12 protein-coding genes are annotated in these 12,659 nt (G+C 65.3%); 9 read left to right on the top strand and 3 right to left on the bottom strand.

The genetic code is table 11. The features are described 5' to 3' along the window. Positions 1-53: 53 nt before the first annotated feature. The 3 genes from RPC_RS23975 (at position 54) to RPC_RS23985 (ending at position 3,394) form a co-directional block, all read left to right on the top strand. Positions 54-1,580: a UbiD family decarboxylase gene (locus RPC_RS23975; protein ID WP_011475180.1), complete on the top strand. Its 1,527-nt coding sequence runs from the start codon at positions 54-56 to the stop codon at positions 1,578-1,580. Beyond that, positions 1,577-2,173: a UbiX family flavin prenyltransferase gene (locus tag RPC_RS23980; protein ID WP_011475181.1), complete on the top strand. Its 597-nt coding sequence runs from the start codon at positions 1,577-1,579 to the stop codon at positions 2,171-2,173. The genes RPC_RS23975 and RPC_RS23980 overlap by 4 nt, the downstream gene beginning before the upstream one ends. A 423-nt stretch (positions 2,174-2,596) precedes the next feature. Further along, a complete protein-coding gene (locus RPC_RS23985) occupies positions 2,597-3,394 on the top strand; it encodes an FkbM family methyltransferase (RefSeq protein WP_011475182.1) in 798 nt (265 codons plus the stop codon). 264 nt (positions 3,395-3,658) lie between these two features. Here RPC_RS23985 and lepB read toward each other — a convergent pair whose 3' ends face one another. The 3 genes from lepB to RPC_RS24000 all read right to left on the bottom strand — a co-directional run bounded on the left by lepB (position 3,659) and on the right by RPC_RS24000 (position 6,766). Then, positions 3,659-4,429 (bottom strand): signal peptidase I, encoded by a 771-nt coding sequence (lepB, locus tag RPC_RS23990; protein ID WP_011475183.1) that lies wholly within the window; start codon positions 4,427-4,429, stop codon positions 3,659-3,661. Continuing rightward, positions 4,430-5,854 (bottom strand): metalloprotease TldD, encoded by a 1,425-nt coding sequence (gene tldD, locus RPC_RS23995; protein ID WP_011475184.1) that lies wholly within the window; start codon positions 5,852-5,854, stop codon positions 4,430-4,432. A gap of 336 nt (positions 5,855-6,190) precedes the next feature. Further along, on the bottom strand, positions 6,191-6,766 hold the full coding sequence (locus tag RPC_RS24000) for an invasion associated locus B family protein (RefSeq protein WP_011475185.1): 576 nt from the start codon (positions 6,764-6,766) through the stop codon (positions 6,191-6,193). A gap of 393 nt (positions 6,767-7,159) precedes the next feature. On the opposite strand from RPC_RS24000, the gene coxB reads away from it, so the two are divergent. From coxB to RPC_RS24030, 6 genes are all read left to right on the top strand, one after another. Then, positions 7,160-8,014 carry a cytochrome c oxidase subunit II gene (gene coxB / locus RPC_RS24005; protein ID WP_011475186.1) on the top strand — a complete coding sequence of 285 codons (855 nt, stop codon included), beginning with the start codon at positions 7,160-7,162 and terminating at the stop codon, positions 8,012-8,014. 77 nt (positions 8,015-8,091) lie between these two features. Then, positions 8,092-9,708 (top strand): cytochrome c oxidase subunit I, encoded by a 1,617-nt coding sequence (gene ctaD / locus RPC_RS24010; RefSeq protein WP_041802239.1) that lies wholly within the window; start codon positions 8,092-8,094, stop codon positions 9,706-9,708. A 66-nt stretch (positions 9,709-9,774) separates the two neighbouring features. Further along, the gene (locus tag RPC_RS24015; protein ID WP_011475188.1) at positions 9,775-10,716 is read left to right on the top strand and encodes a heme o synthase; all 942 of its coding nucleotides are present in this window, start codon (positions 9,775-9,777) and stop codon (positions 10,714-10,716) included. Between the two features lie 11 nt (positions 10,717-10,727). After that, complete coding sequence (locus RPC_RS24020; RefSeq protein ID WP_011475189.1) at positions 10,728-10,907, top strand: hypothetical protein; 180 nt, start codon at positions 10,728-10,730, stop codon at positions 10,905-10,907. Positions 10,908-10,923: 16 nt separating this feature from the next. Continuing rightward, entirely contained in the window at positions 10,924-11,544 is a 621-nt protein-coding gene (locus RPC_RS24025; RefSeq protein ID WP_011475190.1) for a cytochrome c oxidase assembly protein, read from the top strand. 160 nt (positions 11,545-11,704) lie between these two features. Continuing rightward, positions 11,705-12,562: a cytochrome c oxidase subunit 3 gene (locus RPC_RS24030; protein ID WP_011475191.1), complete on the top strand. Its 858-nt coding sequence runs from the start codon at positions 11,705-11,707 to the stop codon at positions 12,560-12,562. Positions 12,563-12,659 lie beyond the last annotated feature (97 nt).

Genomic DNA, 12,659 nt, shown 5'->3' on the forward strand with positions numbered 1-12,659 from the left:
TCAAAGACAGCACCTGGCCTGCGTGCTGACCAGTGCTGTCCCACGGAGACCACATGCTGAACCGCGTTAAACCGCCCTTCCCGGACTTGCGCGCGTTCATGGCGTATCTTGAGTCCCGCGGTCAATTGGTCAGAATCCGCAGACCGGTGTCTGTGGTGCACGATCTCACCGAAATCCACCGCCGTGTGTTGGCCGACAACGGCCCGGCGCTGTTGATCGAGAACCCGATCAAGGCGGACGGCACGCCGTCCGAAATGCCGATCCTGGTGAATCTGTTCGGCACCGTGGAGCGGGTGGCCTGCGGGTTCGGCATTACGCCGGACAAATTGGGCGACCTCGGCGAGACGCTGGCTGAAATGCGCGCGCCGGTGCCGCCGCAGAGCCTGTCCGACGCGCTCAGCAAATTGCCGATGGCCCGCGCCGCCCTGGCGATGCGGCCGAAGACTGCGAAATCCGCATCGGCGCAGAGCGTGGTGTGGAGCGGCGCCGACGTCGATCTCGGCCGCCTCCCGGTGCAGATCCCGTGGCCGAACGAGCCCGCGCCCTTGATCACCTGGGGGCTGGTGTTCACCAAACCGCCGGAGCACAGCGGCGGCGCCGACAATGTCGGGGTCTATCGCATGCAGGTGCTCGGCCGCGACCGCCTGATCATGCGCTGGCTGGCGCATCGCGGCGGCGCCAAGCACCACCACCAGTGGCAGAAGCAGGGCCGCGACATGCCGGTGGCGATCGTGATCGGCGCCGATCCGGCGATGATCCTCTCCGCCGTGCTGCCGCTGCCGGAAGATCTTTCCGAAATCAAATTCTCCGGGCTGTTGCGCGGCGAGCGGCCGGTGCTGGTGCCTTGCGTCAGCGTGCCGCTGCAAGTGCCGGCGGACGCCGAGATCGTCATCGAGGGCATCGTCTCGGCCACCGAGACCGCGCCGGAGGGGCCGTACGGCGACCACACCGGCTATTACAATTCGGTCGAGCAGTTTCCGGTGCTGACCGTCACCGCGATCACCACGCGTAAAGATCCGATTTATCTGTCGACCTATACCGGGCGGCCGCCGGACGAGCCGTCACGGCTTGGCGAGGCGTTCAACGACATCTTCCTGCCGGTGGCGAAGCGGCAGTTTCCCGAAATCGTCGACCTCTGGCTGCCGCCGGAGGCCTGCTCGTACCGGATCGCGGTGGCGTCGATCAAGAAACGCTACCCCGGCCAGGCGCGTCGGCTGATGATGGGGCTGTGGTCGATGCTGCCGCAGTTCAGCTATACCAAATTGCTGATCATCGTCGACGACGACATCGACGTGCGCGACTGGGCCGACGTGATGTGGGCGGTCTCCACCCGCTGCGACACCTCGCGCGACATGGTGTCGATCTCCGACACCCCGATCGATTATCTGGATTTCGCCTCGCCAAAGTCAGGCCTCGGCGGCAAATTGGGCATCGACGCCACCAACAAGATCGGCGCCGAGACGCAGCGCGAATGGGGCGAGGTGCTGACCATGGATCCCGCCGTGTTGCAGCGGGTCGATGCGATGTGGTCGTCGCTCGGGCTGGGACCGGCGCTGCCGCAACGTAAGATGGTGCGATGAGCATTCCCCGCGTCGTCGTCGGCATCAGCGGCGCTTCCGGCGCCGCGGTCGGTATCCGCATCGTCGAACTGTTGGCCTCCACCGGCGCCTGCGAACTGCATCTCGTCGTCACCAAGGCGGCGGAGCGCACCATCGCCTACGAGGTCGGCCACCACGCGCTGGCACGCGCCGCAGACCTGGTCGACCGCCACCACGACATCGGGGACATCGGCGCCTCGATCGCCTCGGGCTCGTTCCGCACCGCCGGCATGATCGTGGCGCCGTGCTCGATCGGCTCGCTGTCGGCGATCGCCACCGGCAATCTCGACACGCTGCTGACGCGGGCCGCCGACGTGCAACTGAAGGAGCGCCGCAAACTGATCCTGCTGGTGCGCGAAAGCCCGCTGCACCTCGGCCATCTGCGTTCGATGGCGGCCGTCACCGAATATGGCGCGATCGTCGCGCCACTGGCGCCGGCGTTCTACCAGCGGCCGCAAACTTTAAGCGAGATGATCGACCACATGGCGCTGCGCGCCATCGGACTGCTCGGCATCGACGACCTCAGCGCCGCGCCGCCGGAATGGAGCGACGACACCCCACCGACCTGCCCGTAGCGGCGCGAGGGCCCTGAAGGTTTTCGCTGCGCTGCCGACGCTCGCAGCGCCTTGCTGTTTTTCGTCGTGTTATCGGCCCCGCACACAAAAAGCCGTCATTCCGCGGCGCGAGGGCGAAAGCCCGAGCGAACCCGGAATCTTGCTGCGGCGACCGTCGGCGCGGGCCGCGGTCCGTTGTGTTGCGAGATTCCGGGTTCGCTCGCAGCAAAGCTGCTCGCGCCCGGAATGACACCTCGTTGTTGATCGAGACGGGGCAGCGCAGAGAGCCCGCCGCCGAAGCGGCCCGCGCCACGCCTGATTTGATCGGCCGCCGCGTATAATCAATCGACGACGCGCGAAACGGCACGCCTGCGAGCACAACGCCGCTCCCACGTCACGACGGCGAGGCGTCACCTCGCCTTTTCATTCCAGGTCCCGCACCCGATGAACGCTTCCGCCGCCCGCCCCGCCGCCTTCGTGATGGTGTCCACCGCGCATGGATCGATGCTGGTCAACCGCTTCGACTATCGGCTGACGCCGGGCGGCGGCTTCGGGGTCGGCTACCAGCTTTTGACGCGGTCGGCGTTCGACCCGGACGAGGTCGACATCGCGCTGCGGCTGCTGGAAACAAGGCGCAAGCATTTCGGCGACGGCGTGGTGGCGATCGACTGCGGCGCCAATATCGGCGTCCACACCATCGAATGGTCGGCGCTGATGCAGGGCTGGGGCGAGGTCATCGCGATCGAAGCGCAGGAGCGGGTGTTCTACGCGCTGGCCGGCAATATCACCCTGAACAATTGCCTGAACGCGCGCGCGCTGTGGGCAGCGGTCGGCGCGCAGGACGGCCACATCCGGGTGCCGAAGCCGAACTACCTGGTGCCGTCGAGCTTCGGCAGCCTGGAGATTCGCCAGCGCGACAGCACCGAATATATCGGCCAGGAGATCGACTACTCGGATGCGGCGACGATCGAGACAAAACTGGTGAGCATCGACGGCATGGCGCTGCCGCGGCTCGATCTCATCAAGATCGACATCGAAGGCATGGAGATCGAGGCGCTGACCGGCGCCGCGGCGTCGTTGCGCCAGTTCCGGCCGCAGCTGATGATCGAGAAGATCAAGTCCAACGAAACCGAGCTGCGGGCTTTCGTCACCGAGCTCGGCTACCAGGTGTTTCCGATGGGGCTCAATCTGCTGGCGATCCACGGCTCCGATCCGGCGCTCGGGCAGATCAGCTGTGGTTGATCCAGAGCAGAGTTTGATTGGAACTGTGCGGCTCATCCAAAGAAGGCCGTCATTCCGGGGCGCGAGCAGCGAAGCTGCGAGTGAACCCGGAATCTTGCTGCGGGCACAGTGAGCGCGGACGACAAGTCCAATTGTGTTGCGAGATTCCGGGCTCGCTCGGGCTTACGCCCTCGCGCCCCGGAATGACGCCTCGTTTTTGATTGAGCGAAGCAATCAATAAAACGAATCAGTCGAACAAAGGCGGCCTTCGAGGCAACGCCACGCTCAATGCACCCCGGTAAAAAACCGTGCGACGCGGAAGCCGGATAGCCAGGTGGTGATCGGCTGGCTGCGCACGCCGGGGTCCCAGGAACCGACCACCGAATCCACGCGACCAACCAGATTGTCGATCGGCAGCAGCCCGACGCCGCCTTGGCCCACCGGCACCCGGCTGTCGGCGGAATTGTCGCGGTTGTCGCCCATCACGAATAGCCGACCCGCAGGCACGGTGATCTCCGGCGTGTTGTCGAGCCGGCCGTTGTCGAACAGCTTGAACACCGGGTGCGACACGCCGCCCGGCAGCGTTTCGACATAGCGCCGCGCCGGCTCGGTGCCGCCGCTGTCGTCCTCGGCTTCGCCGATGCCGTCCGGCTTGATTGCAGTAGCGACGCCGTTGATCCAGACTTGGCCGCCGCGCAGTTCGATGCGATCGCCGGGCAGCCCGATCACGCGCTTGACCCAGACCTGGGAGCGGTCGCCGGGCCAGCGGAACACCACGACGTCGCCGCGCTGCGGCGTGGCGCCGAACAGCCGTCCGGTCTGCGGCACCGCGACGTGGATCGGCAGCGAGGCCGAGGAATAGCCATAGGGAAATTTCGACGCCAGCAGCGCGTCGCCGATCAGCAGCGTCGGCTCCATCGACGCCGACGGCACGTAGAACGGCTCGGCGATCGCGCCCTTGGCGACCAGCACCACCGCCACCACCGCGGTGAGCTGCACCAACTGCGATGACCAGCGCCGCGCCGTCGCCATCATCGGGTGGGCTTGCAGGTTCATCTAACCGGTGCCGCCGACGGTGATGCGGTCCATCCGCAGCGTCGGCTGGCCGACGCCGACCGGCACGCCCTGACCGTTCTTGCCGCAAGTGCCGATGCCCGAATCGAGCTGCACGTCGTTGCCGATCATCGAGATGCGATGCAGGTCGGTCGGGCCGTTGCCGATCAGCATCGCGCCCTTCAAGGGCGCGCCGAGCTTGCCGTTCTCGATGCGATAGGCCTCGGTGCATTGGAAGACGTATTTGCCGGAGGTGATATCGACCTGGCCGCCGCCGAAATTCGCAGCAAAGATGCCGTTCTTCACCGAGGCGAGGATTTCCGCGGGATCGCGCGCACCTTCGGTCATGTAGGTGTTGGTCATCCGCGGCATCGGCAGATGCGCGTAGCTTTCGCGGCGGCCGTTGCCGGTAGGCTGCATGTTCATCAGCCGGGCGTTCTGGCGGTCCTGCATGTAGCCGACCAGAATGCCGTCCTCGATCAGCACGGTGCGGCTGGTCGGCGTGCCCTCATCGTCGATCGACAGCGAGCCGCGTCTTGCAGCAATGGTGCCGTCATCGACCACGGTGACGCCCTTCGCCGCGACCTGCTGGCCCATCAGGCCCGCGAAGGCCGAGGTCTGCTTGCGGTTGAAATCGCCCTCGAGCCCATGGCCGACCGCCTCGTGCAGCATCACGCCGGGCCAGCCGGGGCCGAGCACCACGTCCATCTCGCCGGCCGGAGCCGGCACCGAGTCCAGATTGACAAGCGCTTCGCGGATCGCGCCGTCGGCGGCGTCGCGCCAGGCCTTGCTGTCGATGAAGCGGGCATAGCCTTCGCGGCCGCCATAGCCCTTGCTGCCGCTTTCCTGCCGGTCGCCCTGGCCTGCGACGACGGAAACGTTGACCCGCACCAAGGGGCGGATGTCGCGATAGCTCTCGCCGTCGGGGCGCAGGATCTCCACCACCTGCCAGGTGGCGCCGAGCGACACCGAAACCTGCCGCACCCGCGGATCCTTTTCGCGAACGTAAGCGTCGATCTCGGCGAGCAGCTTGACCTTGGCCTCGAAGCCCGGGGCTTCCAGCGGATTGTCGTCGCCATAGAGCCGCACATTGCTGTGCGCCGGCGCCGCGGCCAGGTTGCCGCTGTAGCCGCCGCGCACCGCCGCCACCGCGTCGGCGGCGCGAATCAACGCCTTCAGCGACATGTCGGAGGAATGCGCGTAGCCCACCGCGTCGTCCTTCACGGCGCGCAGGCCGAAGCCCTGTGCGGTGTCGTAGGTGGCCTGCTTCAGCCGGCCATTGTCGAACATCAGGGCTTCGGACTGGCGATATTCCAGGAACAGCTCGCCATCGTCGGCGCCCTGCAAGCCGCGGGCGATTTCCCCGCGCACGGCGTCGCGGTCGAGCTTGGCGCGGTCGAGGAGCGAGGTGGTGGCGGATTGGGTCATGTTCGCTGTTCCCTGATGGCTGGCTCCCAAGATAGGTGCTGTGCCGGCGTTCTGCGAGGGGTTGCCAAGAGCTCCCCGTGAGCACGGCGGGACGGCAGCATCCCCGCGGCCACACATTCCCGCGTCATCCTGAGGAGCCGGGTTGAGCTCGCAGAGCGAAGCCCGGCGTCTCGAAGGATGGGCTGCGGACAAGGCCTTCCGACGACCCTCCTCGCGGCGGCATCCTTCGAGGCTTCGTCGCCGCGCTGACGCGCTGCGGCGAAGCACCTCAGGATGACGATTCAACATCTCTGGAACGACGACGAGACGCGTTGAGGCGACGCGAAGTCGGCGCCCTTATGGCAGCTTGTCGTAACCCTCGCCGATGCCGTTCAGGCTGAGCGGGAAGCCGATGCCTTCTTCCGGGGTCTCGAAGATGATGAAGGTTGCGGTCTTGGCGGTGCGCAGCTGGCCCAAGAGCTTGTCGTCCATCACTACTTCGGCGACGCAGCCGTTCGGCAGGCAGCGCACGAAGCCGGCGCGGCCGACATCGGCGTTGTCGAGCTTGAGCCCGAGCCCCGACGGCAGCAATACGCCGAGCGGCGCCACCACCCGCATCAGCTTACTCTTCTGATCGGCGGTCTTGAGAATGATCACGGTGAGGCCGGCGTTGGAGCGGTCTTCCGCCACCACGCTCTGGATCAGCGCGCATTGTTCGGATTGCGCGCCGGGCGGGGTGTCGCAGCGGATCTGCCAATCGCCATGCACCGAGCGCACCGCGCCCTGGGCCTGGGCCGCGGAGCCTCCCGCAATACCGGCGGCGAGCGCCAGACCGAGCGCGACGGCAAGCCGCCGACGCGGCGCGCCGCGCGATCCGATGGCTTGGCGTTTGGCCTGGCGCTTATCTTGGCGCTGAAGTTTCGAAAGCCCCATCAGGGTCGATCCCATGGCATGACGATCCGGTCAATGGACTGATACGGCAAACACGGCGCCACCAAGGCACCTGCCAACGCATAGCGACCACGGCGAATCAGGCCGCGGCGACGCATCCCGGGCAGTGCCTACAACGGGCGGCGCGCCTGTCAAGCGTGGTTCACACATCGGCGTACCGATCTGGCGGCGCCGCGATGTCGCGGCCCGCCTTGGCACAAACCTCCGCGATCCTACGCCTAAAGTCCAATCCTGCATTGCGAGGGGACGGAAATTATGGTTTGAGAACAGGAATAAGAAGCGTTCGCATAATCAAAGATCGCCGATTTGTGAGCGCACACGCAACTCTCGCGGCTCAGCGAGATTGAAGACGTGATCACAGGGAGTGCGCGCGACATGAAGATGTCGAGGGGCCGGATCGGCCGGCTGGTATTCAGTCTGGTTTTCGCAGCGATTGCAATTTCGGCCAGCGGCGTCGCATTCGCCGGATTGGGCCAACCCTCCCCTTGGGAAATCAAGCTGCAGGACTCCGCCAGTCCGGTGATGGACAACATCATTTGGTTCCACAATTTCCTGTTGTGGCTGATCACCGGCATCACGCTGTTCGTGCTGGCGCTGCTGGTGATCGTGGTGGTCCGTTTCAACGCCAAGGCCAATCCGATCCCGTCGCGGACCACCCACAACACCCTGATCGAAGTGGCGTGGACCATCGTCCCGGTGCTGATCCTGGTCGCGGTGGCGGTGCCGTCGTTCCGGCTGCTGTTTCAGCAGCTCGACATTCCGAAAGCCGACCTCACCATCAAGGCCACCGGCAATCAGTGGAACTGGTCGTTCTCCTATCCCGACGACAAGATCGATTTCACCTCGATCATGCTGACCGACGAGGAGCGCGCCAAGATCACGCCGACGCCGCCGCGGCTGCTCGCGGTCGACAATGAGGTGGTGGTGCCGGTCGACAAGGTGGTGCGGGTGCAAACCACCGCCAACGACGTGATCCACTCCTTCGCCATCCCCTCGTTCGGCATCAAGATCGACGCCATCCCCGGCCGGCTCAACGAGACCTGGTTCAAGGCCACCAAGCAAGGCAAGTTCTACGGCCAGTGCTCCGAACTGTGCGGCAAGGACCACGCCTTCATGCCGATCGTGATCAGCGTCGTCAGCGACGAGGAATACGCCGCCTGGAAGAAGAAACAGGTCGCCGCCACCGCCGCCAAATCTTCGCTCGCCTCGGCAGGCGCCGCCGCGCAATGAGCCGCGTCCGCCGCGCGACGCAGCACGACTGAACCGTACGTTTCGAACGACCGCAAGGCAGGATAACAACAATGGTAATGGAAACTGCACGGGTTGCTCACTCCGACCACGCCGACGAACACGCCCACGCTCATCCGACCGGCTGGCGGCGCTACGTCTATTCCACCAACCACAAAGACATCGGCACGATGTATCTGATCTTCGCGATCGTCGCCGGGCTGATCGGCGGCGCGATGTCGATCGCGATCCGCATCGAGCTGATGTATCCCGGCGTGCAGATCTTCCACGAAAGCCACACCTACAACGTGTTCGTCACCTCGCACGGCCTGATCATGATCTTCTTCATGGTGATGCCGGCGATGATCGGCGGCTTCGGCAACTGGTTCGTGCCGCTGATGATCGGCGCGCCCGACATGGCGTTTCCGCGGATGAACAACGTCTCGTTCTGGCTGTTGCCGGCCTCCTTCGCGCTGCTGCTGACCTCGACCTTCGTCGAGGGCGAGCCGTCGTCGAACGGCGTCGGCGCCGGCTGGACGATGTATGCGCCGCTGTCGACCTCCGGCCATCCCGGGCCGGCGGTGGACTTCGCGATCCTGGCGCTGCATCTCGCCGGCGCGTCCTCGATCCTCGGCGCGATCAACTTCATCACCACGATCTTCAACATGCGCGCGCCCGGCATGACGCTGCACAAGATGCCGCTGTTCGTGTGGTCGATCCTGGTCACGGTGTTCCTGCTGCTGCTGGCGCTGCCGGTGTTGGCCGGTGCCATCACCATGCTGCTCACCGACCGCAATTTCGGCACCACGTTCTTCTCCGCGGAAGGCGGCGGCGATCCGGTGCTGTTCCAGCATCTGTTCTGGTTCTTCGGCCACCCCGAAGTCTACATCCTGATTTTGCCGGGCTTCGGCATGATCAGCCAGATCGTCTCGACCTTCTCGAAAAAGCCGGTGTTCGGCTATCTGGGCATGGCCTACGCCATGGTGGCGATCGGCGTGATCGGCTTCGTGGTCTGGGCGCATCACATGTACACGGTGGGCATGTCGAGCGCGACGCAGGCCTACTTCGTCGCCGCCACCATGGTGATCGCGGTGCCGACCGGGGTGAAGATCTTCTCCTGGATCGCCACGATGTGGGGCGGCTCGATCGAATTCCGCACGCCGATGCTGTGGGCGATCGGCTTCATCTTCCTGTTCACGGTCGGCGGCGTCACCGGCGTGGTGCTGGCCAATGCCGGCGTCGATCGCGTGCTGCAAGACACCTATTACGTGGTGGCGCATTTCCACTACGTGCTGTCGCTGGGCGCGGTGTTCGCGATCTTCGCCGGCTGGTACTACTGGTTCCCGAAGATGACAGGCTACATGTATAACGAGACCATCGGCAAGCTGCACTTCTGGGTCACCTTCATCGGCGTCAATCTGGTGTTCTTCCCGCAGCATTTCCTCGGCCTGTCCGGCATGCCGCGGCGCTACGTCGACTATCCAGACGCCTTCGCCGGCTGGAATCTGGTGTCCTCGATCGGCTCCTACATCTCCGGCTTCGCGGTGCTGATCTTCCTCTACGGCATGGTGCTGGCGTTCATCAAAAAGGAAAAGGCCGCCGACAATCCGTGGGGGCCGGGCGCCACCACGCTGGAATGGACCTTGTCATCGCCGCCGCCGTTCCATCAGTTCGAAATTCTGCCGCGGGTTCGCTGAGCCAAAAAGACGACGCATCCACCGCGGCGACGCGGCGGATGCGGATAACCAAAAGGGAGATGCGCTTTGTCGGTTGTTGAAAGCCACGACATCGAGTTCGCCGCGCCGCGGATCTCCGAGGCGAGCGTTGCCGATTACATCGCGCTGTTGAAGCCGCGGGTGATGTCGCTGGTGATCTTCACCGCTTTGGTCGGGCTGTTGCTGGCGCCCGGCTATATCCATCCGGTGCTGGCATTCACGTCCATCCTGTGCATCGCGGTCGGCGCGGGCGCCTCCGGGGCGCTGAACATGTGGTACGAGGACGACATCGACGCCAAGATGACCCGTACCGCCAACCGGCCGATCCCCCGCGGCCGGGTCAGCAAGCCTGAGGCGCTGACCTTCGGCCTGGTGCTTTCGTTCTTCTCGGTGGTGACGCTCGGCATTCTGGTGAACTGGTTCGCCGCCGCCCTGCTGGCTTTCACCATCTTCTTCTACGTCGTGATCTACACCATCTGGCTGAAGCGCTGGACCGCGCAGAACATCGTGATCGGCGGCGCCGCCGGCGCGCTGCCGCCGGTGGTGGCGTGGGCCGCGGCCGCGGGCTCGCTGTCGGTCGAGCCGATGCTGTTGTTCGCCATCATCTTCTTCTGGACGCCACCGCATTTCTGGGCGTTGGCGCTGTTCCGCGCCGGCGACTACGCCAATGCCGGGGTGCCGATGCTGCCGGTGACCGCCGGACCCGACGCCACAAGGCTCTCGATCCTGCTCTACACCATCGTGCTTGTCGCTGTGGCTTTCGCGCCGTGGCCGCTGGGCTATTTCGACGCGATCTACGGCATCACCTCGCTGGCGCTGGGCGGCTGGATGCTGCTGCTGACGCTGCGGGTGTATCGGCTGCGCCACGGCAGCGCCGCGTTGCGCGCCAGCCGCAGCCTGTTCAAGTTCTCGATTCTCTACCTGTTCGCGCTGTTCGCGGTGCTGCTGCTCGAGGTCATCGTCCGCGGCGTGATCGGCGCGTTGGCGTGAAGGAGGCGACGATGATTGATTCGCAACGCCCGAACGCACCGTTGATCGACGGCGTGGTACTGACCCCGGCGCAGAAGAAATCGCAGCGCGAGCGTTCGATCGCGATCGCGCTTTCGCTCGGCGTGCTGGTGGTGCTGTTCTTCGCCGTCACCATGGTGAAGGGCGCCGCCGTGCTGGTCCGGCCGATGTGATGGAGCACGCGCAGCGATGACCGAGCAGCCGACCAACCGCAACGACGTGCCGCGCCGCGGGCTTGGCCGCGATGCCACAGTGGCGTCGATCTGCGGACTGGTGGTGGCGCTGATGGTCGGCGCGTCCTACGCCGCTGTGCCGTTCTACAACTGGTTCTGCCGCGCCACCGGCTTCAACGGCACCACCCAAGTCGCGACCGCCGCACCAATTGCTGCGCCGCTGCCGCGCAAGATCACGGTGCGGTTCGATTCCAACGTCAACGGCCTGCCGTGGAAGTTTACGCCCGAACAGACCGAGATCGAGATCCCGATCGGCCAGGTGGTGACGGTGTTCTATACCGTGACCAACCTCTCCGCGCATGAAACCACCGGCCAGGCCGCCTACAACGTCGCGCCACTGACGGTCGGGGCGTATTTCCAGAAGATCAACTGCTTCTGCTTCACCGAGCAGACCTTTGCCGCCGGCGAAACCCGCGAGATGCCGGTGGTGTTCTACGTCGACCCGGCGCTCGCCGCCGATCCGGAGAACGACGGGCTCAACAGCATCACGCTGTCCTACACCTTCTATCCGGTCCGGGCGCCCACGCCGAAGCCGGTGGCCGCTGGCGAGCCGGACAGCCGCAAGGGGGCGCTGTGAGCTCATGACCGATCACGACACGCCTCCGCCGTCCCATCTCAGCGCTGCCGCCCCTGGCGCGCCCGATTCCGCGACGTCCCATCACCCGACCCCGCTTCAAACCACGCCCGCTTCCGATCACGCACCGGCTCTGGCCGGCCCCGCCCACGGAGACACCGCCATGGCCACGGCGCACGCCAAGCACCACGACTATCATCTCGTCGATCCGAGCCCCTGGCCGGTGGTGGGCTCGCTGTCCGCTTTTGTCATGGCGGTCGGCGCCGTCACCTGGATGCACCACATGTTCGCTGGCGCGCCGTTCCTGTTCGGCGCCGGCACCATCGGCGTGCTCTACACCATGGCGGCGTGGTGGGGCGACGTGATCCGCGAGGCGCAGGTCAAAGGCGATCACACCCGGGTCGTGCAGATCAGCCACCGCTACGGCATGATCCTGTTCATCGCCTCCGAGGTGATGTTCTTCGTCGCCTGGTTCTGGGCGTATTTCAATTCGGCATTGTTTCCCGGCGATCCGGTCCACGCCGCCCGCGAGGCGCTGTTCGGCGGGGTGTGGCCGCCGAAGGGCATCGAAACCTTCGATCCCTGGCACCTGCCGCTGCTCAATACGCTGATCCTGTTGACCTCGGGCACCACGGTGACCTGGGCGCATCACGCGCTGTTGCAGAACGACCGCAAGGGGCTGAAATGGGGACTGATCCTCACCATCGCGCTCGGCATCACCTTCAGCTGCGTGCAGGCCTATGAATACAGCCATGCCGCGTTCTCCTTCGCCGACAACATCTACGGCGCCACCTTCTTCATGGCCACCGGCTTCCACGGCTTTCACGTGCTGGTCGGCACCATCTTCCTCACCGTCTGCCTGATGCGCGCCTATGCCGGGCACTTCACCCCGACCCAGCACCTTGGCTTCGAATTCGCCGCCTGGTACTGGCATTTCGTCGACGTGGTCTGGCTGTTCCTGTTCATCAGCATCTATGTCTGGGGCCACGGCGCCTCGACCATGGCGCACGGCGCGCATTGAGGTTGCGGATACAGACGGGGCTTTCTCCCCGTGTCCCGGACGCGCTGCAGCGTTCTTCACGCTGCGCGCAGATCCGGGACCGTCCCATAGGCTGCCT

Origin of the sequence: Rhodopseudomonas palustris BisB18 (genome assembly GCF_000013745.1) — a bacterium.
GTDB lineage: Bacteria > Pseudomonadota > Alphaproteobacteria > Rhizobiales > Xanthobacteraceae > Rhodopseudomonas_A > Rhodopseudomonas_A palustris_F.